We start from the raw sequence: 22,105 nt of genomic DNA, 5'->3' as shown, positions 1-22,105 counted from the left end.
TGACTTCCCGTGTCCTCCTCACGACTATAGGCGTCCCGCCGCCGCCAACCCGGCGCTGAAGGGCGCAATCCAGGCCATATAAGCACTGCTTTCAAGACAGTGCGCCTGTATAAACGAAGACTCACGCGCGTTACTCGCTGTTTCCAAGCGCCTGAACGAGGACCCTTTTCATGCCAAGCATTACCCTGACCACCTTGCAGAGCCTCAAGCTCAAGGGTGAAAAAATCACCATGCTGACCTGCTACGACGCCACCTTCGCCCACGTCAGCTGCCAGGCCGGGGTCGAGGTGCTCCTGGTGGGCGACTCCCTGGGCATGGTTCTTCAAGGGAATGACAGCACCCTGCCGGTGACCACCGATGAACTGGCCTACCACACCGCCAGCGTCAAGCGCGGTAACGACGGCGCGTTCATCATCGCCGACCTGCCATTCATGGCTTACGCCACCCCCGAGCAGACCTTCCAGAACGCCGGCAAACTCATGCAAGCCGGTGCACACATGGTCAAGATTGAGGGCGCCGTATGGCTCGCCGACTCGATTCGCCTGCTGGCTGAGCGCGGAGTTCCGGTGTGTGTGCACATGGGGCTGACGCCGCAGTCGGTGAACATCCTCGGCGGCTACAAGGTTCAAGGCCGCAATGAAGCCCAGGCACGCCAGATGCGCGCCGATGCCATTGCCCTGGAACAGGCCGGCGCCGCGATGATCGTGCTGGAGTGCGTACCGAGCGAACTGGCCGCTGAAATCACCCAAGCCGTCAAAGTGCCGGTGATCGGCATTGGTGCCGGGTCCGCGACCGATGGTCAGGTACTGGTGGTGCACGACATGCTTGGCCTGTCCATAAGCGGCCATGTGCCTAAGTTCGTAAAGAACTTCATGGACGGCCAGGACAGCATCCAGGCAGCACTGAGCGCCTACGTTCGTGAAGTCAAAGCAGTAACCTTCCCAGGCGCCGAACACGGGTTCTCTGCATGAACACTGTCAAGACCGTACGTGAACTGCGGGCCGCCGTGACCCACGCGCGCAGCGCCGGCAAGCGCATCGGCTTCGTGCCGACCATGGGGAACCTGCACAGCGGCCATGCCACCCTGGTCACCAAGGCGGCTCAGCAGTCGGACTTCGTAGTCGCGAGTATCTTCGTCAACCCGCTGCAATTCGGCGCCGGCGAAGATTTGGACAAATACCCTCGCACCCTCGCCGCCGACCAGGAAAAACTGCTGCAAGCCGGCTGCAACCTGCTGTTTGCACCGACCGTCGAGGAAATGTACCCAGGCGGCATGACGGGCCAGACCCGCGTCAGCGTCCCGCAGCTGTCCGAAGGCCTGTGCGGGGCCAGCCGCCCCGGGCACTTCGAAGGCGTGGCGACGGTGGTCAGCAAGCTGTTCAACATGGTCCAACCGGACATGGCCGTATTTGGCCAGAAGGATTACCAGCAGTTGGCGGTGATCCGTGCCATGGTCCATGACCTGAACATGCCGATCCAGATCATCGGCGAGCCCACCGTGCGTGCCGAAGACGGCCTCGCGCTGTCTTCGCGCAACGGCTACCTCACCGAGGAGCAGCGTGCCATTGCCCCGGTGCTCTATCGCAGCCTCAGCCAGATTGCCGCGTCGATCAAGGCAGGTGACAAAGACTTCGCCACGTTGCGTGCCGAACAGGTGCAGCAGATCGAAGCTGCCGGCCTGCGCGTCGACTACCTTGAAGTGCGCCAGGGCGTGCATCTGCGTCCAGCCACGGCCGAGGACCGCGATGTGGTGATTCTGGTAGCCGCCTATCTGGGCGCCACTCGCCTCATCGACAACCTGCATTTGACCCTCAACTGAACACCTTCATTTGCCCTCCTCGCTGGGCCGGTATAAAAAAGTACCGGCTACAGCGCAGACAAAGCCAAGACATATCGACACGCTAGGTTTAATGTAATCGCCCTGCGCTCTTGGTTAGCGCTGTCCGGCATCGGCCGCTTGATCAAAGACAGGACGTTCCGGACTTTGAAGTGTCCTAAAGGCAGTCCCCGTAATAAAAAGGAAACCCGCAGCGATGGCGTACTACCGCACTCCTCATGACGTTACCGCTCTGCCCGCCTGGCAAGCGCTCAATCAACATCGCCAAGCCATGCAGGATTTCAGCATGCGCGAGGCATTCAATGCCGATCCCCAGCGCTTTTCCCAATTCACTTTGAGCAGCTGCGGGCTTTTCCTCGATTACTCGAAAAACCTCATCACCCGCGAAACCCGTGACCTGCTGGTGGGCCTGGCCAACGAAGTCGGCCTCAAGGACGCGATCAACTCGCTGTTCGCCGGTGACCCGGTCAACTCGTCCGAAGGCCGACCTGCCCTGCACACCGCCCTGCGCCGCCCGGTGGGCGACAAATTGTCGGTCAACGGCGTGAACATCATGCCGGACGTGCACAAGGTGCTGAACCAGATCACGGACTTGGTCGGCCGCATCCACGACGGCCTGTGGCGGGGTTACACCGAGAAGCCGATCACCGACGTGGTGAACATCGGCATCGGTGGCTCGTTCCTCGGCCCGGAGCTGGTCTCCGAAGCGCTGTTGTCCTACGCCCATAAAGGCGTGCGCTGCCATTACCTGGCGAACATCGACGGCAGCGAGTTCCACGAGCTGACCATGAAACTGCGCGCCGAGACCACGCTGTTCATCGTCTCGTCGAAATCCTTCAACACCCTCGAAACCCTGAAAAACGCCCAGGCCGCCCGCGCCTGGTACCTGGCCCAGGGTGGCTCGGAAGCGGAGCTGTACCGCCACTTCATCGCCGTGTCGAGCAACAACGCAGCGGCGGTAGCTTTCGGTATCCGCGAAGAAAACATCTTCCCGATGTGGGACTGGGTCGGCGGCCGTTACTCGCTGTGGTCGGCCATCGGCTTGCCAATCGCCCTGGCAATCGGCATGTCCAATTTCAAGGAACTGCTGTCCGGTGCCTACACCATGGACCAGCACTTCCAGAACGCGCCATTCGAAGCCAACATGCCGGTACTGCTGGGCTTGCTGGGCGTGTGGTACGGTAACTTCTGGGGCGCGCAGAGCCATGCGATCCTGCCGTACGACCACTATCTGCGTAACATCACCAAGCACTTGCAACAGCTGGACATGGAATCCAACGGCAAGAGTGTGCGCCAGGACGGTACACCGGTGTCCACCGATACCGGCCCGGTGATCTGGGGTGGCGTAGGCTGCAACGGCCAACACGCTTACCACCAGTTGCTGCACCAAGGGACCCAACTGATCCCGGCCGACTTCATCGTGCCGATCGTCAGCTTCAACCCGGTGTCCGACCACCATCAGTGGCTGTACGCCAACTGCCTGTCCCAGAGCCAGGCATTGATGCTGGGCAAAACCCGCAGCGAAGCCGAAGCCGAACTGCGCGACAAGGGCCTTCCGGAAGCCGAAGTACAGAAACTGGCTCCGCACAAGGTGATCCCGGGCAACCGTCCAAGCAACACCCTCGTGGTTGAACGCATCAGCCCGCGCCGCCTGGGCGCCCTGGTGGCGATGTATGAACATAAAGTGTTTGTGCAGAGCGTGATCTGGGGCATCAACGCCTTCGACCAATGGGGCGTGGAGCTGGGCAAAGAGCTGGGCAAAGGCGTCTACAACCGCCTGACCGGCACCGAAGAGACCTCCGCCGAGGACGCTTCGACCCAGGGCCTGATCAACTACTTCCGTGGTCGTCACCGCGGCTGATAGCGGTAGTACAGGGCCAACGTCCGCTTGGACGTTGGCCTTGAACCCTCCCCCCACAGGGTGCATCTTTATGACTTGTCGCAAAACAAGAATAAGGAGCGCTCATGTTCGATATCAGCCAGTATCCCCACGCCGATGCCGTCCGCCGGGCTGCGCAACTCAGTCAAGAGGACTACCAGCGCCTCTATCGTCAATCCATCGAGCAACCCGATGCCTTCTGGGCTGAACAAGCCAAGGGCTTTCTCGACTGGATCACCCCCTGGCATACCGTGCACAGCGCCGATATCCGCAGCGGCGCCGCCCAATGGTTCGCCGGCGGCCAACTGAACGTCAGTTACAACTGTATCGACCGTCACCTGGCACAACGTGCCGATCAACCGGCGTTCATCTGGGAAGGCGATGATCCTGCCCATGCTTGCAGCATTACCTACCGCCAACTCCACCAGAAGGTCAGCCGCCTGGCCAACGTACTGAAAAGCCGTGGCGTGAAGAAAGGCGACCGGGTGTGCATCTACATGCCGATGATTCCCGAGGCCGCCTACGCCATGCTGGCCTGCACGCGAATCGGGGCCGTGCACTCGGTCGTGTTTGGCGGGTTCTCGCCGGATGCCCTGCGCGACCGCATTCTCGACGCCGACTGCCGCACCGTGATAACCGCCGATGAAGGCGTACGCGGCGGCAAGCCGATCGCACTGAAGAAGAATGTCGACAAAGCCCTGGCCAGTTGCCCGAACGTCAGCACGGTGCTGGTGGTACAACGCACGGGCGCTGCCGTGAATTGGAGCGAGGGCCGTGACCTTGCGTACCAGCAAGCCCTGGATACCGCCAACGAGCACTGCCCGCCCGAGCCGATGGATGCCGAAGACCCATTGTTCATCCTCTACACCTCCGGCAGCACCGGCAAACCCAAGGGCGTCCTGCACACCACCGGAGGCTACCTGCTGCAGGCGGCGATGACCTTCAAATACGTGCTCGATTACCGCGACGGCGAAGTGTTCTGGTGCACGGCCGACGTGGGCTGGGTCACCGGGCACAGTTACATCGTGTACGGTCCGCTGGCCAACGGCGCCACCTCGCTGATGTTCGAAGGCGTGCCGAGCTACCCCGACAGTTCGCGCTTCTGGCAGGTGATCGACAAACACCAGGTCAATATCTTCTATACCGCTCCCACCGCGCTGCGCGCCCTGATGCGTGAAGGCCACGGCCCGCTGGAGCACACCTCACGCGCCAGCCTGCGCCTGCTGGGCAGCGTCGGCGAGCCGATCAACCCGGAAGCCTGGGATTGGTATTTCAACGCGGTGGGCGAGCAGCGCTGCCCGATTGTAGATACCTGGTGGCAGACAGAAACCGGCGGCATCATGCTCAGCCCACTGGTCAGCGCTCAGCGCATCAAACCCGGCTGTGCGACCCGGCCAATGTTTGGCGTAGAGCCCGTGCTGCTGGACGAGCACGGCAAGGAACTCAGCGGCGCCGGCAGCGGCATTCTCGCGATCAAAGCCAGCTGGCCGGGGCAGATCCGCAGCGTCTACGGCGACCCGCAGCGCATGATCGACACCTATTTCAAACCTTACCCCGGCTACTACTTCACCGGCGACGGCGCACGCCGCGATGAAGATGGCGACTATTGGATCACTGGACGCATCGATGACGTGATCAATGTCTCCGGGCATCGTATCGGTACCGCCGAAGTGGAAAGCGCCCTGGTGCTGCATGACCAGGTGGCCGAGGCCGCAGTGGTGGGCTACCCCCATGATGTCAAAGGCCAGGGCATCTACGCGTTCGTTACGCCGATGAATGGCGTGGAACCCAGCGACGCCTTGAAGCAACACCTGCTGGACCTGGTAAGCCAGGAAATCGGCAGCTTTGCCAAGCCGGAACTGATCCAATGGGCGCCGGCCTTGCCGAAAACCCGCTCGGGCAAGATCATGCGACGCATATTGCGCAAGATCGCCTGCAACGAACTGGACAGCCTCGGTGATACCTCGACCCTGGCCGACCCCAGCGTCGTGGACGGCCTGATCGACAAACGCCTGAACCGATAGGAAACCCCGAGTCGCCATGGAATTTATCCGCAGCCGCATCGAAACCCAACTGATGAGCCTGACCGGCCTGTCGCTGGGCCAACTGGATCTGGAAAACCCCAAGGGCGATCCGGGCCTGTTCGGGCCGAACTCGGTAAGCTGGCAAGTGCATGGCGACTTCAGCAGCATGCTCATCGGCGGCATCAGTGCATTGATGCTGCAAGCCTTGCATCCCCTGGCGCTGGCCGGCGTGTGGGACCACTCGAATTTCCGCCAGGACATGCTCGGGCGCCTGCGCCGAACCTCGCAGTTTATTTCCGGCACCACCTTCGGCTCGCGTAAAGATGCCGAATGGCTGATCGAAAAAGTCCGCACCATTCACCTGCAAGTGGTCGGGCATGCCCCGGACGGGCGGCCCTATGCGGCCAGTGACCCGGAGCTGTTGACCTGGGTGCATGTGGCTGAGGTCAGCAACTTCCTGGCCGCGCACCTGCGTTATTGCAACCCGCATCTGTCGGGGCGTGATCAGGATCGTTACTACAGCGAAATCGCCTTGGTCGCCGAACGGCTGGGCGCCAGGCATGTGCCGCGTTCACGGCAGGACGTTTCGGATTATCTGGCACGCATCCGTCCGCAGTTGCTGTGCGACGAACGCAGCCGTGAAGTGCTGCGCCTGCTGCTCAACGCTCCCGCCCCAAGCACCCTGGCCAAACCCTTCGGCAGCCTGATGATGCAAGCCGGGATCGACCTGCTACCGGACTGGGCCAGTACCCTGCTTGAACAACACCAGAGCCCGCTGCAGCGTCAGATGATCCGCGCGGGGGTCAAGCGCAGCGCGCCGCTGCTGCGTTGGGCAATGCGCAATGGTTCGGTGCAACGCGCCCATCGACGGATGGGGCTGATGTAGGCCGGCGCCTATAGCTGTTAAACTCCGCGCCCACCTTTACCCCCATTGACCCAGCACGCAAGGCGCGTTCCATGTATTCCCTGAATCAGGCGCTGCGCGCCGCCCTCGATCAACGCCAAGACCTGATCCATGAGCTGCACGCCCAAGGCACTGACTGCTACCGGTTGTTCCACGGCAGCCAGGAAGGCGCCGGCGGCCTGACCATCGACCGCTATGGCCCGCAATTGCTGGTGCAGAGTTTTCACCAGCCGTTGGAAACGGCCGAGTTGCTGGACATGCATCAACTGATCAATCAGTTCATGGGGTTGGAATTGCTGCTGGTGTACAACGACCGCTCCCGGGGCAATTCACGGATCGACCGCGAAGACACGGTGTATCGCGCCGAACCTGCGGCACTGGAAGACCTGGTCGGCCATGAGTGGGGCCTCAACTACCGCGTGCGCGGGCGCCATGCCGGGCAAGACCCGCTGCTGTTCCTCGACTTGCGCAATACCCGCGGCTGGGTCAAGGACCACAGCGCCGGCAAGAGCGTGCTGAACCTGTTCGCCTACACCTGCGGCGTGGGCTTGAGCGCCGCCGCCGGTGGCGCACGCGAGGTGTGCAACCTGGACTTCGCCGAGGGCAACCTGGCAGTCGGTCGTGAAAACGGCCTGCTGAACCCGCAGCTGCCGAGCATGCAGTTCGTGCAGTCCGATTACTTCCCGGCCATCCGCCAACTGGCGGGTTTGCCGATTACCCAGCGGCGTGGGCAAAAACTGCCGAGTTATCCACGCCTTGAGCCGCGCCAATATGACCTGGTATTGCTCGACCCACCGGCCTGGGCCAAGAGCGCCTTCGGCACCGTCGACCTGTTGCGCGACTATCAAAGCCTGCTCAAGCCTGCACTGCTGGCCACCGCCGACAACGGCGTGCTGATCTGCTGCAATAACCTGGCAAAAGTCAGCATGGACGATTGGCGCGAGCAAGTGCTGCGCTGCGCCGAAAAAGCCGGCCGCCCGGTACGCGACTGGCAGATCATGACACCGGGGGCGGATTTTCCCTCACAGGACCAACAGCCACCGCTGAAGACCCTGATCCTGCAACTGTAGGCCTTTTCCCAATAGCCCCGGTTCTTCGGAACCGAAATCCCGTGCCATACTCCAAGGCACTCTCGTTCGATATAGATGCCGCCACCCATGCCCAAAGGATTGATTCGCGCCATCGGCGCCGTGTTGACTGCTCTTGCTCTGTACAGCTTGCTGGGCTTCCTGATTTTGCCGGGCATCGCCCTTCGGATCGCCAATCAACAGCTGGCCAATTACGCCACGGCGCCGGCACGCCTCGAGCGTCTCGAACTCAACCCGTTCAGCCTGGAAGTCACGGCATGGGGCCTGCAGATCGGCGAACCGGGCAAGGAACAGGTCGGTTTCGAACGCCTTTACGTCAACCTGCAGATCGACAGTCTCTGGACTCGCGCCCTGCACCTGGCCGATGTCCAGTTGGACAAGCCCAAGACCGAGTTGCTGTTCGACAAGTCCGGCCAACTGAACCTCGCGCAGTTGTTCAAACTGCCGCCGAGCGAACCCACTCCGGCCGACCCCAACGCCAAACCATTCCCTTTGCGCATCGACAGCATCAAGCTGGCGAGCGGTTATGTGCACTTCCAAGACCTGCGCCCCAGCGAGCCCATCGAGTTTCTCTACGACAAACTCGACTTCGAGCTGAAAAACCTCAGCACCTTGCCCGAAGACAACGCCGACATGACCTTGGTGGCCGCAGGGCCTCAGGGCGGGCAGATCGACTGGAAAGGTAATTTCAGCCTGGTACCGATCACGTCCGAGGGCACGCTGAAAGTCACCGATGGCAAGATGAAAGCCTGGTGGCCCTATGTCCGTGACGCCTTGCCGCTGGTGCTGGAAGACGGCGTGCTGAACTTCAGCACCGAGTACACGTTCAGCCTGGCCAAGGAAACCGAACTGAAACTGACCAATACCGCGGCCAGCATTGCGCCCTTTGCAATCAAGGCCCCGGACGGACGCCCATTGGCACGCCTGGAGCGCCTGGACGTCAGCGAGACCACGGTAGACCTGGCCAAGCAGCAAGTGGTGGTTGGCAAGATCCGCAGTAACAAGCTGGAAACCTGGGCGGCCCGCGAGGCTGACGGGCAATTGGACTGGCAGAAACTGTTCGCCAGCCAACCGAGCAAACCGGCCAAGGCCCCGGAGCCGGCAGCCGCGCCGGCCACTGCCGACTCGCCAAAAGCTGAACCCGCAGCCCCAAGCAAACCCTGGCAAGTGCTGCTCAAGGACGTGCAACTGCGTAATTACCAGGTGCACCTGGCTGACCGCGCGGCCACGCCTGCGGTAGCGCTGGAGCTGGGCCCGTTGAACGTCGACATGCAGAACTTCGACAGCCTCAACCAGAGTCCCTTTACCCTGAAGGTCGACAGCGGCCTGGGCAAGCAAGGCAAGATCCAGGCAACCGGCGAGGTCAACCTCAACCCGGTCAGCGCCAAGCTGAAAGTGAATACCCAGGACATCGACCTGCGGGTCGCCCAGGCCTATATCAGCCCATTCATTCGTTTGGAACTGCGCAGCGGCATGCTGGGCAGCAACCTGGATGTAAACCTCAAAAGCACCGCACCGCTGGCGTTGCAAGTTACCGGTCGCGCGCAAGTCGACCAGTTGCATACGCTGGACACCCTCAAGACCCGCGACTTCGTCAAATGGCAGCGCCTGATACTGGAAGGCGTGAACTATCAGCACGGCGAGAGCCTTTCAATCGACAAGGTCAACCTGCTGCAGCCGTATGCACGCTTCATGATCAACGATGACCGTACCACCAACATCGACGACCTGCTGATACCACAACCGGCCGACAGCGGCGCCAAGTCTGGTGCCAAGCCTGCAGCAAGCAACGAGAAGCCGTTGGGCATTCATATCGGGCAAATTGCGATCAACGATGGCTCGGCCAACTTTGCCGACTTCAGCCTCACACCCAATTTCGCCACGGCCATTCAACAGCTCAACGGGCAGATCGGCACCATCGACAGTCGCCAGGCCAAACCGGCCAGTGTCGACATCAACGGCAAGGTCGACCGCTACGCACCTGTGACCATCAAAGGCAGCGTGAACCCGTTTGATCCCATGGCGGCATTGGATATCGCCACCAGCTTCAAACGGGTCGAACTGACGACATTGACGCCCTACTCAGGCAAATTCGCCGGTTTCCGCATCCGTAAGGGTCGCCTGAACCTGGACCTGCACTATGTGATTACCAAAGGCCAATTGAAGGCCGAAAACAAAGTGGTGGTTGAACAGCTGCAACTGGGCGAGAAAGTCGACAGTGCCGACGCCGTGGATTTGCCGATTCGCCTGGCGATCGCGTTGCTCAAAGACAGCGACGGCAAAATCTCTATCGAACTGCCGGTGAGCGGTGATTTGAACAACCCGCAATTCAGCGTAATGCCGATTGTGTGGCAGACCCTGCGCAACCTGGTGGTACGCGCGGCAACAGCACCATTCAAATTCATTGGTGGGCTAATCACCGGCAGCGGCTCGGAAGACCTCGGCAGTGTGTCCTTTGCCGCAGGTTCCAGTGAGTTGAGCAAAGATGCAGAAGGCGCCCTGAACACGTTGGCCAAGGCACTTAAAGAACGCCCTAGCCTGCGCCTGGAAATCGAAGGCACGGCAGCGGCCAGCAGCGACGGCCCGTTCCTTGCCGCCGAGCGTCTGGAGCGTGAATACCAATACAACTACTACAAGATGCTGCAACGCCGTGGCGACAAAGTCCCGGCCCAAGCCTCGTTGCTGGTTGTACCGGAGAAGGAAAAAGCGCCTTTGCTGGAAGGCATCTACCGCACGCGCCTGAAACAACAACCACCAGCCGAATGGAAAGACCTGAGCAGCGATGAGCGTACCGCCAAGCTCAAAGACGGCGTGATCAAGTTCTGGAGCGCCAGTGATGTGCTGCTGCGCCAACTGGGGCAGGACCGGGCCAGCACCATCAAGGACTATCTGGTGGATAAGGCGAAACTGGAAGATGACCGGGTGTATTTCATTGATGCCAACCTGGGGCAGGCCGAGAAAGACGGCCGCGTAGTGACGCCGATGCATCTGGATGCCGAATAATCTCCCCAAATAGAACAGGCCCCGACACAAGTGTCGGGGCCTGTAATGACCACATCCGTGTGGTCGGTCGCATGAACCTCGGAGGTGCATTGAGTGGATATCTAACTCACGCGCCGCCGCCGCCTAGTTCAGACGATTCCTCAAGCGTTACTGAACGGTAAGACCATCAGCCGATACAGATTTGACGCCTTTGATTTTCTTGGTAATCGCTACTGCAGTCTCTTTCTGCGCTTGGGTCAGAGCGGCAGTGGACGACAGCGATACTACGCCGTGGTTGGTTTCGACTTTGATGTCGGTACCAGGAATACCTTTTTCGGTAACCAGGTCGGATTTAACTTTGGTAGTAATCCAGGTATCCGAGGTGCTGGTCTTGGCTTTGTCGATGTTGTCAGCTTTAACTGCGCCGCCTGCCAGCAGGCCATCAGCAGAAACAGCGGTTACACCTTTGATTTTCTTGGTAATGGCTACAGCGGTCGCTTTCTGCGAGTCCGAGATAGCGACTTCGGAGGACAGGGAAACCACGCCTTTGTTGGTTTCAACCTTGATATCCGAACCAGGAATACCTTTCTCGGTCAGCAGATCAGCTTTCACTTTGGTGGTGATCCAGGTGTCCGAAGTAGACTCTTTAGCCTTGGTCATTTCACCGGCCGCCAAAGTCATAGGGGCTTGGGAAGTCTGAGCAAAGGCTACGTTAGCACCCATGGCCAGCGTCAGAGCGGTAGCAGTAGCGAGAGCGAACTTCTTCATACGAGTAACTCCTGTTTTATTGAAAGTCTGCAGCGCATAGACCTTGATGCTGCAGTGTTAACAGGGTTATTGCAGGCAGTATGCCAATTCTTGATGCCAGATTAATTCTTTATAAAACAATAACTTATGAAATCAGGCTTTTTTCGAAATCGTGCAACTTGCATGAAGTCACTCAGGCCTGCATGCAAGTTGCGGGTTTCAGGATTTACTAAGCGCCTGATTTCCTGACCTTTTCCCACGCGCATAAAAAAAGGACTCCTGAGAGTCCTTTTTTCAGCTTAGCGCTAAGGCTGGGTGGTTAAACGCCCGACGCCTTGGCTGCTGCTACGTCCTTGATGGACAGCTTGATACGGCCGCGGTTGTCCACGTCCAGTACCAGCACTTCCACTTCCTGGCCTTCTTTCAGAATGTCGGTCACTTTCTCGACACGAGCATCGCTCAGCATGGAGATGTGTACCAGACCGTCTTTGCCCGGCAGGATGTTGACGAATGCGCCGAAGTCGACGATGCGCTCAACTTTACCGACGTAGATCTTGCCGATCTCGGCCTCGGCGGTGATGCCCAGAACGCGCTGACGTGCAGCTTCAGCCGCTTCCTTGGTTTCGCCGAAGATCTTGATCGAGCCGTCGTCTTCGATGTCGATCGAAGCCTTGGTTTCTTCACAGATCGCACGAATAGTCGCGCCGCCTTTACCGATGACATCACGGATTTTGTCGGTGTCGATTTTCATCGCGATCATGGTCGGAGCGTTTTCCGACAGTTCGGTACGCGACTGACCAATGATCTGGTTCATCTGGCCGAGGATATTCAGGCGCGCTTCCAGGGCTTGGCCCAGGGCGATTTCCATGATCTCTTCGGTGATGCCTTTGATCTTGATGTCCATCTGCAACGCGGTCACACCTTTGGCGGTACCGGCTACTTTGAAGTCCATGTCGCCCAGGTGGTCTTCGTCACCCAGGATGTCGGTCAGAATGGCGAACTTCTCGCCTTCTTTGACCAGGCCCATGGCGATACCGGCAACCGGCGCCTTCATCGGCACACCAGCGTCCATCAATGCCAGGGAAGCACCGCAAACGGAAGCCATCGAGCTGGAACCGTTGGATTCAGTGATTTCCGACACAACACGGATGGTGTACGGGAACACGTCAGCCGCAGGCAGCATGGCCTGAACCGAACGGCGCGCCAGGCGGCCGTGACCGATTTCGCGACGACCAGCACCACCCATGCGACCGCACTCGCCCACCGAGAACGGAGGGAAGTTGTAGTGCAGCATGAACGGGTCTTTTTTCTCGCCTTCCAGGGTGTCCAGCAGCTGTGCGTCACGGGCAGTACCCAGAGTCGCGACTACCAGGGCCTGGGTTTCACCACGGGTGAACAGAGCCGAACCGTGGGTTTTAGGCAGAACGCCGACTTCGATGTTCAGCGGACGTACGGTGCGAGTGTCACGGCCGTCGATACGTGGCTTGCCGTTAACGATGTTTTCGCGAACGGTACGGTATTCGATTTCACCGAATGCAGCTTTGACGTCGCTGGCGGAAGGCTGGCCTTCTTCACCGGACAGCTTGGCCACGACCTGGTCCTTCAGTTCGCCCAGGCGAGCGTAACGGTCGGCCTTGACGGTGATGGTGTAGGCATCGGAGATCGCAGCACCGAACTCGGAGCGGATAGCGCTCAGCAGTTCAGTCGCTTCAGCTTGTGGAGCCCAGGTCCAGGTTGGCTTGGCAGCTTCGGCAGCCAGCTCGGTGACGGCCTTGATGACAGCCTGGAACTCGTCGTGGGCAAACAGTACAGCGCCCAGCATCTGGTCTTCGGTCAGCTCTTTGGCTTCCGATTCAACCATCAACACGGCTTCCGAAGTACCGGCAACGACCATGTCCAGGCTCGAAGCTTTCAGTTGTTCGTAAGTCGGGTTCAGCAGGTAGCCGGTGCTTTCGTGGAATGCAACGCGAGCAGCGCCGATCGGACCATCGAAAGGAATGCCGGAGATGGCCAGGGCCGCCGAGGTACCGATCATCGCAGCGATGTCCGGATCGGTCTTCTTGCTGGTGGAAACGACGGTGCAGACAACCTGCACTTCGTTCATGAAGCCTTCTGGGAACAGCGGACGGATCGGACGGTCGATCAGTCGGGAAGTCAGGGTTTCTTTCTCGGAAGGACGGCCTTCACGCTTGAAGAAACCGCCAGGAATCTTACCGGCAGCGTAAGTCTTTTCCTGGTAGTGAACGGACAGAGGGAAAAAGCCTTTGCTCGGGTCAGCGGTCTTGGCACCTACAACGGTCACCAATACGGTGACGTCGTCGTCAACGGTAACCAGCACTGCGCCGGAGGCTTGACGGGCGATACGGCCTGTCTCGAGGGTAACGGTCGACTGACCGAACTGGAATTTTTTGATAACCGGGTTCACGGTGTCCTACCTTCTTTGTGGCTCTTGGGGGAACGGGTCTTCTTGCGAAATTCTTGGGCAATGCCGGGAATCGGCCCGACTCTAGTCCAGGGTAAAACGTGTATCCAGATAAAACTTGAGGCTGGGAGCCTGCCATGGGCCAGCGGGAATCCCACTGACACACGGCAGACAACCAACCTCTAGCGCAATCGCTGATTAGCGACGCAGACCCAGGCGACCGATCAGAGTCTGATAACGACCCAGATCCTTGCCCTTCAGGTAGTCCAGCAGCTTACGGCGCTGGTTTACCATGCGGATCAGACCACGACGGGAGTGGTGATCTTTACCGTTGGCCTTGAAGTGACCTTGCAGCTTGTTGATGTTGTGGGTCAGCAGTGCAACTTGCACTTCTGGCGAACCAGTGTCACCAACAGCTTGCTGATAGTCAGCTACGATTTGTGCTTTTTCTTGAACGTCGAGAGCCATGAGGCAATCCTTTTTTTCAGGAAACCACCCAAAGGTGATCTCAACAGGCCAGGGACAAATCCCTGTATCTAAAAATGAGAAGTGACCGTGCCTGTTAACAGCCACCCTCGTCCGGTCATTCTGACCGAATCAGTCGACGTGGCGCGATGCGCCCGTCTTCGCTCACTTCACCGATACCGATAAAGCGACCGTTATGATCCTGTACCCGCACCATACCGAACTTCGGAGCGTCCGGGGCACGTACCGGCTGGCCGTTGAGCCAGTAGAACGCGCTGTGCTCCGAAAAGTGCAGCAATGGCCAATCCTGCAACCCGCTGTCCGATGGCATGAGGAAGCGATCAACCGCTTCGTTGCCGCCTTCGGCGTGTACGGCTTCCAACTCTTCCAGCGTTACGGTCTGCGCCAGGCTGAAAGGTCCGGCCTGCGTGCGTCGCAGTTCTGCAACGTACGCGCCGCAACCGAGCTTTTCACCGATATCTTCCACCAGGGTACGGATATAGGTGCCTTTGCTGCAGTCCACCGCCAAACGCGCGGTATCGCCTTCACAGGCGAGCAATTCCAAGCGGCTAATAGTAACAGAACGCGGTTCGCGCTCCACTACTTCACCGGCACGTGCCAACTTGTAAAGAGGCTGCCCATCACGCTTAAGCGCCGAGTACATCGGCGGTATCTGACTGATTTCCCCACGAAAAGCGGGTAAAGCGGCCTCGATATCAGCACGACCAACGGTCACGTCACGAACCTGCAAGACATCACCTTCGGCATCGGCCGTGGTGGTGGTCTTGCCCAGTTGCATCAGGGTTTCGTAACCCTTGTCGGAGTCGAGCAAGTATTGCGAGAACTTGGTGGCCTCGCCAAAGCACAACGGCAGCACGCCGGTGGCCAGGGGATCGAGGCTGCCGGTGTGCCCGGCCTTCTCGGCGTTGAGCAGCCAGCGGACCTTCTGCAACGCGGCATTGGAAGTAAAGCCAATGGGCTTGTCGAGCAGAATGATGCCGCTGACGTTGCGACGGATACGTTTGACCTGAGCCACCCGCTTACTCCTTGGCGTCTTCAGGTGTGGACGAATGCTGGCTGTCTTCAGCCACGGCGCGCTCGATCAGGGCCGACAGGTGCGCACCACGCACGACGCTTTCGTCGTAGTGGAAGTGCAACTGAGGAACGCTGCGCAGCTTCATTTCACGGGCCAACTGCATGCGCAGGAACCCTGCGGCGGAGTTGAGCACCTTGATGCTTTGCGCAATTTCTTCGCTGCTGTCCTGGCCCATCACGGTGATGAAGATCTTGGCGTGCCCGACGTCACGGCTCACTTCAACTGCGGTGATGGTAACCAGGCCAACGCGTGGGTCTTTGACTTCGCGACGGATCAGTTGGGCCAGCTCGCGCTGCATCTGATCGCCGATACGCTGGGTACGGCTGTATTCTTTTGCCATGTCTTGTTACCTGTTACTGCCACACGGTGAAACCCGTGGGGTCTGAAAGCGGCAAACGCCCGGCCTGACAAAAGCCAGACCGGGCGTTGCGTTTAGAGTCCGTACGCGGTGTTGGGCATCTGCATGCCCACACGCTGCGTGGCTCCTGAAGTGCGCGAGTTAGAGGCTGCGAGCAACCTGAACCTTCTCGAAGACTTCGATCTTGTCGCCAACCTTGACGTCGTTGTAGCTCTTGACGCCGATACCGCACTCCATGCCGGCACGTACTTCGGAAGCGTCATCCTTGAAGCGGCGCAGGGATTCCAGCTCGCCTTCGAAGATAACGATGTCTTCACGCAGTACACGGATCGGACGGTTACGGTACACGGTGCCTTCGACAACCATGCAGCCAGCGACCGCGCCGAATTTAGGCGAGCGGAACACATCACGCACTTCGGCGATACCCAGGATGTTCTCCCGGACGTCACTGCCAAGCATGCCGGTGAGGGCTTTCTTGACGTCTTCGATGATGTCGTAGATGACGTTGTAGTAACGCATGTCCAGGCCTTCCTGCTCGACGATCTTGCGAGCGCCGGCATCGGCACGCACGTTGAAGCCGAACAGTACAGCGTTGGAAGCCAGTGCCAGGTTGGCGTCGGACTCGGTGATACCACCGACACCGCCACCGACGACACGCACTTGCACTTCGTCGTTACCCAGGCCGTTCAAGGCGCCGTTCAACGCTTCGAGGGAACCACGTACGTCAGACTTGAGGACGATGTTAAGCGTCTTCTTCTCTTCCTGGCCCATGTTCTCGAAGATGTTTTCCAGCTTGCCGGCGTGAGCGCGAGCCAGTTTGACTTCGCGGAACTTGCCTTGACGGAACAGAGCCACTTCACGGGCTTTCTTCTCGTCGGCAACCACGCTCATCTCGTCGCCGGCGTCCGGAGTACCGTCCAAGCCGAGGATTTCGACCGGGATAGCCGGGCCGGCTTCCTTGATTGGCTTGCCGTTCTCGTCGAGCATGGCACGTACACGGCCGTAGTTCGAACCGACCAGCACCATGTCGCCTTGGCGCAGGGTACCGTCTTGAACCAGAACGGTGGCAACCGGGCCACGGCCCTTGTCGAGACGCGATTCAACCACCACACCACGGCCCGGGGCCGAAGGCGTAGCGGTCAGTTCCAGAACCTCGGCTTGCAACAGAACGGCTTCGAGCAGTTCGTCAACGCCAGTACCCATCTTCGCGGAGACTGGAACGAATGGAGTGTCGCCACCCCACTCTTCGGACGTCACGCCGTGAACCGACAGTTCGCTACGGATGCGATCGAGATCAGCGCCCGGCTTGTCGATTTTGTTCACGGCAACCACCAGTGGCACGCCAGCCGCCTGAGCGTGCTGAACAGCCTCGATGGTTTGTGGCATCACGCCGTCATCGGCTGCAACCACCAGGATCACGATGTCGGTAGCCTTGGCACCACGGGCACGCATCGCGGTAAACGCGGCGTGGCCAGGGGTGTCGAGGAAGGTCACCATGCCACGGTCGGTTTCAACGTGGTACGCACCGATGTGCTGGGTGATACCGCCGGCTTCGCCAGCAGCCACCTTGGCACGACGGATGTAGTCGAGCAGGGAAGTCTTACCGTGGTCAACGTGGCCCATTACGGTCACAACCGGCGCACGGGAAACCGCCTCACCTTCAAACTTCAGGGACTCGGCCAGGGAATCTTCCAGGGCTGTGTCGCTGACCAGGGTCACTTTGTGGCCCAGCTCTTCAGCAACCAGTTGGGCAGTTTCCTGATCCAGTACCTGGTTGATGGTGGCCGGAGTACCCAGCTTGAACATGAACTTGATGATTTCAGCAGCCTTGACCGACATCTGCTGGGCGAGATCGCCCACAGTGATGGTCTCGCCGATCTTCACTTCACGCACGACAGGACCGGTTGGGCTCTGGAAACCGTGGGCGTTGCGTTTTTTCAGCTTGGCCTTGCCGCGGCCACCACGACGGAAGCCATCGCTTTCTTCGTCAGTGGTACGCGGGGCAACGCGTGGAGCAGGGGCTTTCTCTTTGACCGAAGCGCGATGTGGAGCGTTTTTACGCTCACCATCGCCGCCGCCACCGCGACGATTGTTATCGTCGGCACGTGGCTTGTCCGGACGACGAGGTTCGTCACGCTTGCGCTCTGCTGCAGGCGCAGGTGCAGCGGCAACCGGAGCGGTCTCACGTACAGCCTCAACAGGCGCGCTAGGTGCGGCAACCGCTTCGGCGGCAGGTTGCACAGCCGCAGGCTGGCGACGCGCTTCTTCTTCGGCGCGACGCTTGGCTTCTTCTTCAGCCTTCTGGCGAGCAGCATTTTCTACTGCGCGACGTTCTTCCAGCTCGCGTTTGCGCTCGGCTTCGATTTCTTCCGGGCTGCGCTGTACGAAGACTTTCTTCTTGCGTACTTCAACGCTGATGCTTTTGCTACCAGCAACACGCAAGGTGCTGGTGGTTTTGCGCTGCAATGTAATCTTGCGCGGTTCTTCCACTTTCGCCTTGTGGCTGCTCTTCAAGTGAGTCAGCAAAGACTGCTTCTCACTGTCGCTCACACCTTCATCGGCGGCGGTGTGCGGCAGACCTGCCTCACGCATCTGCTGCAACAGGCGCTCTACCGGTGTTTTGACCTCATCGGCCAGTTGTTTCACCGTGACTTGCGTCATGCACTTCTCTCCTCAGGCCGCGCCTATTACTCGAACCAATGGGCTCGGGCGGCCATGATCAACTTGCCGGCACGATCATCGTCAATGCCGTCGATGTCGAGCAGATCGTCAATAGACTGCTCGGCCAGGTCTTCGCGGGTAATTACGCCGCGCACCGCCAGTTCCATCGCCAAATCCTTGTCCATACCCTCAAGCGAGAGCAGGTCTTCGGCCGGATGGGCGTCTGCCAGCTTTTCCTCAGTAGCGATGGCTTTAGTCAACAAACGATCCTTGGCCCGAGCGCGAAGCTCGTTGACGATGTCCTCGTCAAAGCCGTCGATGTTGAGCATTTCTTCCAACGGTACGTAGGCAATCTCTTCCAGGCTGGTGAAACCTTCATCTACCAGCACCTGAGCCAGTTCTTCATCGACTTCAAGCTCTTCGATGAAGTTGCGCAGGATGTCACCGGTTTCAGCTTGCTGCTTAGCCTGGATGTCCGATTCGGTCATCACGTTCAGGGTCCAACCGGTCAGTTGGCTCGCCAGACGCACGTTCTGACCGCCACGACCAATGGCCTGAGCCAGATTGTCTGCGCCGACGGCGATGTCCATTGCATGGGCATCTTCGTCAACGATAATTGCCGCCACTTCAGCCGGCGACATGGCATTGATCACGAACTGCGCCGGGTTATCGTCCCACAGAACGATATCCACACGCTCACCGCCCAATTCGCCCGACACTGCCTGGACACGCGAACCGCGCATACCAATGCAAGCGCCTTGCGGGTCGATGCGTTTGTCCTTGGAACGGACCGCGATCTTGGCGCGCGAACCCGGGTCTCGGGACGCAGCCATGACTTCGATCAGGCCTTCGGCAATTTCCGGCACTTCGATACGGAACAGCTCGATCAGCATTTCCGGCGCGGTACGCGACAGGATCAACTGAGGGCCGCGGTTCTCGGTGCGGATTTCCTTGAGCAGCGCACGCAGACGCACGCCGACACGGAAGGTTTCGCGAGAGATGATGTCTTCGCGGGCCAGCAACGCTTCGGCGTTGTTGCCCAGGTCAACGATCACGTTGTCACGAGTCACTTTTTTCACGGTGCCGGAGATGATTTCACCCAGGCGCTCGCGATAAGCGTCAACGACTTGAGCGCGCTCGGCTTCGCGAACCTTCTGCACGATGACCTGCTTGGCGGTCTGTGCAGCAATACGGCCGAATTCGATCGATTCGATCTTTTCTTCGACGACATCACCGACCTTGGCACCAGGATGCGTTTCGGCAACCTTGCTTGGCCAGGTTTCGATGGCCGGATCATCAAGATCGGCCTCTTCGACGACCGTCCAGCGACGGAAAGTCTCATAGGCACCGGTGTGGCGGTTGATTTCCACACGCAGATCAACTTCGTCTTCAAAACGCTTTTTGGTCGCAGTGGCCAGGGCCAGCTCCAGCGCTTCAAAAATCACGTTTGCCGGTACGCCCTTTTCATTGGATACCGACTCAACAACCAGCAGTACTTCTTTGCTCATCGTACGCCTCGCCTTTCGCAAGCCATTGGATCCGCGGGATCCGCGTCTCAGTCAAAACTGGGAATAATGTTGGCCTTGTCGATCATATCGATCGGCAACAGGAACTCATGGTCTTCTACCTGCACCACGACATCCTGTTCTTCTACACCGCGCAGAAGGCCCTGAAAGTTGCGTCGCCCTTCAAAGGGAGATCGCAGCCTGATCTTCACTTGTTCACCGGCAAATTTTGCAAACTGCTCAATAGTGAACAGTGGGCGTTCCATGCCTGGCGAGGAAACTTCGAGGGTGTATTCAACGGAGATCGGATCTTCAACATCCAGCACACCGCTGAGCTGACGGCTGACAATGGCACAATCGTCCACCAGCACGCCGCCCTCTTTATCGATATAAACGCGCAACATTGAGTGGCGACCTTGAGCCGAAAACTCAATACCCCAGCATTCATAGCCTAGGGCCACGACCACCGGGGCCAACAAGGCCTGCAACTCTTCTAGCTTGCTCGACACCTGAACCCCCTCGTGCATGTATGTGCATGCTGTGCAAAATAAAAAAATGGGCGAAACGCCCATCCTTGAAACGCCGTCGAACAGCGGCGTTGAAAGTGTCCAGCTAACAAAAAGCCCCTTAAAAGGGGCTCCGCTAAAACTGGTTGCGGGGGCCGGATTTGAACCGACGACCTTCGGGTTATGAGCCCGACGAGCTACCAGACTGCTCCACCCCGCGACAAAGCTGGGGCGGAAGTATACGACCGATCCCTTACAGGGTCAATGTAACCTTCCACCTACAAGAAAGCCCGCAACAGCGGGCTCTCCTGATAATTGGTACCGAGAAGGGGACTCGAACCCCTACACCCTATGGGCACAACCACCTCAAGGTTGCGTGTCTACCAATTCCACCACCTCGGCAATACAGCGTTTACAACCCTTCTTACTTCTGCTCTTGAGCTGGAGGTACGTCAGTCGCCGGAGTAGCCGACTTTTGCTCTTGAAGCACCGGGACATCATCAGAAGCCGGTTTTGCTTTTGGTACTTCCAACACCGCCGGATTTGGGAGACCTACTTGAGTCAGCACATGAGCTTTCTCTTTAGCAAAGTAACCTAACCCTAAGCTGGTTATGAAGAAACCTGCGGCAAGTATAGCAGTAAACTTACTAAGAAAGGTAGAGGAACCTTGGCTTCCGAACACAGTATTTGAAGCACCTGCACCGAAAGACGCACCAGCATCCGCACCTTTACCCTGTTGCAACAAAACCAGGGCAACTACGCCCAGGGCAGCCAACAGATGAAAAACGACTACGACTGTTTCCAGCATTTTTTCAGTTTCCCGCGGCGCGACAAATCGCACCGAACTCATCTGCATTCAGGGAAGCTCCACCAATGAGCCCCCCATCGATATCCGGCATGCCGAACAGTTCGACCGCATTGGCCGCCTTCACGCTGCCGCCGTATAGAAGACGCACACCTTGTGCAACTTCAGAATTCTCTGCCGCCAACTGTGCGCGAATGGCTGCGTGCACATCCTGCGCTTGTTGCGGCGTAGCAGTCAGCCCGGTGCCAATGGCCCAGACCGGCTCGTAAGCAATTACCGCCTTTGCAAATGCACCAACACCCAGCTCCTCGATGATGCTGCCCAGCTGACGCGAGACAACCTCAAGAGTCTTGCCCGATTCGCGCTGTTCAAGGGTCTCCCCTATGCACAACACCGGAACCAAGCCACAAGCCTGTGCAGCAGCGAACTTGCGATTGAGTGTCCCATCACGCTCACCCATCATCTGACGACGCTCGGAGTGCCCGACAAGCACATAGGAACAACCCGCATCAACCAGCTGACTCGGCGATATCTCGCCGGTCAACGCACCTTGCATGGGTTCCACCGCAGAGTTCTGCGCGCCGACCTGAATCGACTTGCCCTTCAAGCCTTCAATCACTTGATTGATATGCAAGCAAGGCGGGAAAACCGCAACATCAACACCGCTAGGCAAGGCCAGGTGACGAAGGCCATTGATCAGCTCAGCGACACTGGCGCGGGTACCGTGCATCTTCCAGTTACCAGCTACCATAGTGCGACGCATGCTGTACCCCGTCGGTCAAAGTGGGCGCAGATGTTACCCAACCACACCCTCACTGGCAAGCCG

General features: G+C 59.0%; 17 protein-coding genes and 2 tRNA genes. 7 read left to right on the top strand and 12 right to left on the bottom strand.

The window, feature by feature from the left end; genetic code table 11:
- Positions 1 to 170 precede the first annotated feature (170 nt).
- From panB to ACQRBV_RS27335, 7 genes are all read left to right on the top strand, one after another.
- A complete protein-coding gene (panB, locus tag ACQRBV_RS27365) occupies positions 171 to 971 on the top strand; it encodes a 3-methyl-2-oxobutanoate hydroxymethyltransferase (protein WP_060752251.1) in 801 nt (266 codons plus the stop codon).
- Entirely contained in the window at positions 968 to 1,819 is an 852-nt protein-coding gene (gene panC / locus ACQRBV_RS27360) for a pantoate--beta-alanine ligase (RefSeq protein WP_060752252.1), read from the top strand. The genes panB and panC overlap by 4 nt, the downstream gene beginning before the upstream one ends.
- A gap of 214 nt (positions 1,820 to 2,033) precedes the next feature.
- The gene (gene pgi / locus ACQRBV_RS27355; RefSeq protein WP_411985613.1) at positions 2,034 to 3,698 is read left to right on the top strand and encodes a glucose-6-phosphate isomerase; all 1,665 of its coding nucleotides are present in this window, start codon (positions 2,034 to 2,036) and stop codon (positions 3,696 to 3,698) included.
- 104 nt (positions 3,699 to 3,802) lie between these two features.
- Entirely contained in the window at positions 3,803 to 5,740 is a 1,938-nt protein-coding gene (gene acs / locus ACQRBV_RS27350) for an acetate--CoA ligase (RefSeq protein WP_411985612.1), read from the top strand.
- A gap of 16 nt (positions 5,741 to 5,756) precedes the next feature.
- On the top strand, positions 5,757 to 6,626 hold the full coding sequence (locus ACQRBV_RS27345; RefSeq protein WP_104995998.1) for an oxygenase MpaB family protein: 870 nt from the start codon (positions 5,757 to 5,759) through the stop codon (positions 6,624 to 6,626).
- 71 nt (positions 6,627 to 6,697) lie between these two features.
- On the top strand, positions 6,698 to 7,714 hold the full coding sequence (locus tag ACQRBV_RS27340) for a class I SAM-dependent rRNA methyltransferase (RefSeq protein WP_090365792.1): 1,017 nt from the start codon (positions 6,698 to 6,700) through the stop codon (positions 7,712 to 7,714).
- Positions 7,715 to 7,801: 87 nt separating this feature from the next.
- Positions 7,802 to 10,735: a DUF748 domain-containing protein gene (locus ACQRBV_RS27335; RefSeq protein WP_411985611.1), complete on the top strand. Its 2,934-nt coding sequence runs from the start codon at positions 7,802 to 7,804 to the stop codon at positions 10,733 to 10,735.
- Between the two features lie 147 nt (positions 10,736 to 10,882).
- On the opposite strand, the gene ACQRBV_RS27330 is transcribed toward ACQRBV_RS27335, so the two are convergent.
- From ACQRBV_RS27330 to tpiA, 12 genes are all read right to left on the bottom strand, one after another.
- Complete coding sequence (locus tag ACQRBV_RS27330; RefSeq protein WP_060752258.1) at positions 10,883 to 11,482, bottom strand: BON domain-containing protein; 600 nt, start codon at positions 11,480 to 11,482, stop codon at positions 10,883 to 10,885.
- A gap of 298 nt (positions 11,483 to 11,780) precedes the next feature.
- A complete protein-coding gene (gene pnp, locus ACQRBV_RS27325) occupies positions 11,781 to 13,886 on the bottom strand; it encodes a polyribonucleotide nucleotidyltransferase (protein WP_060752259.1) in 2,106 nt (701 codons plus the stop codon).
- Positions 13,887 to 14,081: 195 nt separating this feature from the next.
- Positions 14,082 to 14,351: a 30S ribosomal protein S15 gene (gene rpsO, locus ACQRBV_RS27320; protein WP_003177875.1), complete on the bottom strand. Its 270-nt coding sequence runs from the start codon at positions 14,349 to 14,351 to the stop codon at positions 14,082 to 14,084.
- 115 nt (positions 14,352 to 14,466) lie between these two features.
- Positions 14,467 to 15,384 carry a tRNA pseudouridine(55) synthase TruB gene (gene truB, locus ACQRBV_RS27315; RefSeq protein ID WP_060752260.1) on the bottom strand — a complete coding sequence of 306 codons (918 nt, stop codon included), beginning with the start codon at positions 15,382 to 15,384 and terminating at the stop codon, positions 14,467 to 14,469.
- A gap of 4 nt (positions 15,385 to 15,388) precedes the next feature.
- On the bottom strand, positions 15,389 to 15,784 hold the full coding sequence (gene rbfA / locus ACQRBV_RS27310; RefSeq protein WP_060752261.1) for a 30S ribosome-binding factor RbfA: 396 nt from the start codon (positions 15,782 to 15,784) through the stop codon (positions 15,389 to 15,391).
- 159 nt (positions 15,785 to 15,943) lie between these two features.
- Positions 15,944 to 18,463 carry a translation initiation factor IF-2 gene (infB, locus tag ACQRBV_RS27305; protein WP_090365789.1) on the bottom strand — a complete coding sequence of 840 codons (2,520 nt, stop codon included), beginning with the start codon at positions 18,461 to 18,463 and terminating at the stop codon, positions 15,944 to 15,946.
- Positions 18,464 to 18,489: 26 nt separating this feature from the next.
- A complete protein-coding gene (gene nusA, locus ACQRBV_RS27300; RefSeq protein WP_056854968.1) occupies positions 18,490 to 19,971 on the bottom strand; it encodes a transcription termination factor NusA in 1,482 nt (493 codons plus the stop codon).
- Positions 19,972 to 20,018: 47 nt separating this feature from the next.
- Positions 20,019 to 20,477: a ribosome maturation factor RimP gene (gene rimP, locus ACQRBV_RS27295; RefSeq protein ID WP_060752349.1), complete on the bottom strand. Its 459-nt coding sequence runs from the start codon at positions 20,475 to 20,477 to the stop codon at positions 20,019 to 20,021.
- 140 nt (positions 20,478 to 20,617) lie between these two features.
- Positions 20,618 to 20,694: transfer RNA gene (locus ACQRBV_RS27290), tRNA-Met, on the bottom strand.
- 96 nt (positions 20,695 to 20,790) lie between these two features.
- Positions 20,791 to 20,876 (bottom strand) — tRNA-Leu (locus ACQRBV_RS27285).
- A 22-nt stretch (positions 20,877 to 20,898) separates the two neighbouring features.
- Positions 20,899 to 21,282: a preprotein translocase subunit SecG gene (secG, locus tag ACQRBV_RS27280; protein ID WP_010206600.1), complete on the bottom strand. Its 384-nt coding sequence runs from the start codon at positions 21,280 to 21,282 to the stop codon at positions 20,899 to 20,901.
- Positions 21,283 to 21,286: 4 nt separating this feature from the next.
- The gene (gene tpiA / locus ACQRBV_RS27275; RefSeq protein WP_090365788.1) at positions 21,287 to 22,042 is read right to left on the bottom strand and encodes a triose-phosphate isomerase; all 756 of its coding nucleotides are present in this window, start codon (positions 22,040 to 22,042) and stop codon (positions 21,287 to 21,289) included.
- Positions 22,043 to 22,105: the final 63 nt, after the last annotated feature.

Source organism: Pseudomonas sp. R11F (genome assembly GCF_050312575.1).
In the GTDB taxonomy this organism is placed as follows: domain Bacteria; phylum Pseudomonadota; class Gammaproteobacteria; order Pseudomonadales; family Pseudomonadaceae; genus Aquipseudomonas; species Aquipseudomonas palleroniana.
This window is presented reverse-complemented; position numbering and strand designations above follow the sequence as displayed.

What these genes read in the sequence shown, in the direction of transcription:
- tpiA (WP_090365788.1), bottom strand. Translation starts at nt 22,042, where the DNA reads ATGCGTCGCACTATGGTAGCTGGTAACTGGAAGATGCACGGTACCCGC.
- rpsO (WP_003177875.1), bottom strand. Translation starts at nt 14,351, where the DNA reads ATGGCTCTCGACGTTCAAGAAAAAGCACAAATCGTAGCTGACTATCAG.
- ACQRBV_RS27330 (WP_060752258.1), bottom strand. Translation starts at nt 11,482, where the DNA reads ATGAAGAAGTTCGCTCTCGCTACTGCTACCGCTCTGACGCTGGCCATG.
- ACQRBV_RS27335 (WP_411985611.1), top strand. Translation starts at nt 7,802, where the DNA reads ATGCCCAAAGGATTGATTCGCGCCATCGGCGCCGTGTTGACTGCTCTT.
- ACQRBV_RS27345 (WP_104995998.1), top strand. Translation starts at nt 5,757, where the DNA reads ATGGAATTTATCCGCAGCCGCATCGAAACCCAACTGATGAGCCTGACC.
- infB (WP_090365789.1), bottom strand. Translation starts at nt 18,463, where the DNA reads ATGACGCAAGTCACGGTGAAACAACTGGCCGATGAGGTCAAAACACCG.
- pgi (WP_411985613.1), top strand. Translation starts at nt 2,034, where the DNA reads ATGGCGTACTACCGCACTCCTCATGACGTTACCGCTCTGCCCGCCTGG.
- nusA (WP_056854968.1), bottom strand. Translation starts at nt 19,971, where the DNA reads ATGAGCAAAGAAGTACTGCTGGTTGTTGAGTCGGTATCCAATGAAAAG.
- ACQRBV_RS27340 (WP_090365792.1), top strand. Translation starts at nt 6,698, where the DNA reads ATGTATTCCCTGAATCAGGCGCTGCGCGCCGCCCTCGATCAACGCCAA.
- acs (WP_411985612.1), top strand. Translation starts at nt 3,803, where the DNA reads ATGTTCGATATCAGCCAGTATCCCCACGCCGATGCCGTCCGCCGGGCT.
- panB (WP_060752251.1), top strand. Translation starts at nt 171, where the DNA reads ATGCCAAGCATTACCCTGACCACCTTGCAGAGCCTCAAGCTCAAGGGT.
- panC (WP_060752252.1), top strand. Translation starts at nt 968, where the DNA reads ATGAACACTGTCAAGACCGTACGTGAACTGCGGGCCGCCGTGACCCAC.
- secG (WP_010206600.1), bottom strand. Translation starts at nt 21,282, where the DNA reads ATGCTGGAAACAGTCGTAGTCGTTTTTCATCTGTTGGCTGCCCTGGGC.
- rbfA (WP_060752261.1), bottom strand. Translation starts at nt 15,784, where the DNA reads ATGGCAAAAGAATACAGCCGTACCCAGCGTATCGGCGATCAGATGCAG.